Here is a 1499-nt window from a genome sequence, read left to right on the forward strand (position 1 = left end):
GCGGTTGATGACTCCCTGGTAGCCGATGACGCCAAATAGCGATCACAGAACGCCGCCAATTATTGTTCAAGTCCACATCTAAATCGGACGGAATCGCGAAAATTTCCCCAGATGAATTGCGCGTAGGAGCGCGTTTGAGATCGTCCGGTATGACGGTGGTCAAAACGCACACCCAAACTCGCAGGAGCAATCTGAGAGCGTTTTGGTTCCCTGTGGGTCCATCGGGAATTCAGGCGCCACTTGATCTGGTGGCGCGTCTAGTGGATCGGCTGAATATCGCATCGTTGCAGCTCAATATATTGCCGCCACGGGTTGTCGAGGAGCGCCGCGACATCCAGCGGATTCGGCCGCTGCATGGATTGCTCGGGAAGAGATTGCAAGCCGTCCGCGATGATCCACGCTGTGCCCGTTGCATTGGCGGTTGGATTGCGAAGATCGGTGCGCTTTTCACTGGTTCGAAGAGGGTGGGATGTCGAGTCCGGCTCTGCGAGCGGCTTTCCACAGTATCCGGACCCCGTAGACGCGGTAGTTGTCTTCCCGCAACATCGCCAAGCGCCGGCCGCCCCGGGCATCGCGTACCGACCTCGTCGATGGTGATCGCGACTTGGCGGCGTAGTAACTGCTCGGAGCGATCTGCAGTGTCCTGCAGATGGGCTCGACCCCGAGTGGGCGTCCTGCGACGATGTCGTCGCGGTTGGCGTCGATGAACGCGGTCACCTTTTGTGCTGGCGGTCGAGTTCCGCCCCGAAGAAAGACGCTGCACGTTTGAGGATTTCGTTGGCCCGCTTGAGCTCTCGATTCTCTTGTTCCAACTCCCGGATACGGAGAGCTTCCGACGTGCTCACTCCAGGCTTGGTGCCGTCGTCGACGTCGGACTGGCGGACCAACGCTCGCACCGGCTCGAGCCCGAACCCCAGTTGCGAGGCAACCCGCGACGCCGCCCCGTGCTCGGTCCCCAACTCTGCCTGCAGGGCTAGGATCATCCGCACCGCACCAGCTTTCTCCTCCGACGAATAGCGCCGCGTCGTCGGTCTTGCTGACACCCGTTCGTTCGGCATGACTTCAACAGATCAAGGACCTTTCGGCGGAACTCGGGCGGATAACGTCGGGGCATCATGTACCTCTCTCGGGTGCATCAATGCCTGAAGTGAAACAAACGAACTCCGGAAAACTCGGCGCACATCAAAGTCTCCACCGAACTCAGGGCGTTTCAGTATGGGATTGTTTTGACCGACATGGACACTCACCGGCCGGTCGACATTCTCACCGACTGAAAAGCCGGCACCGTCGCCGAGTGGCAGGTCGTCGACAGAACCGAGCATTTGGCGTCAGAAGACGACTTCACAGTCGGTACTCGGTACGCGTCAGGGGAGGGTTGCGTCGATCCTTCCGGCGTCGATTTGCTCGCGGAGAGTGTCACCGTGGTGTCAATGGCCACGAAGTTCTCCCCGTAGGCGGCCAGTAGTTCTCCCCGCTGGTGGCCACGGGTTCTCCCCGGT

Annotated in this window: 1 protein-coding gene, 1 pseudogene and 1 other annotated feature; the gene and the pseudogene both read right to left on the reverse strand. The window is 60.0% G+C overall.

Annotated features, from left to right (window positions below; all coding sequences use genetic code 11):
• Positions 1-468: 468 nt before the first annotated feature.
• Positions 469-1058: pseudogene (locus AC1Q6C_RS33575) on the reverse strand (transposase family protein); the annotation flags it as partial.
• Positions 625-759: a sequence feature (AL1L pseudoknot), on the reverse strand. Its footprint overlaps the pseudogene before it by 135 nt.
• Before the next feature lie 185 nt (positions 1059-1243).
• Positions 1244-1499, reverse strand: a 256-nt coding sequence (locus AC1Q6C_RS33580) for a hypothetical protein (RefSeq protein WP_492667125.1), incomplete at its 5' end; no start/stop codon positions are given.

The sequence above is a fragment of the Rhodococcus sp. MT28 genome (assembly GCF_058792695.1).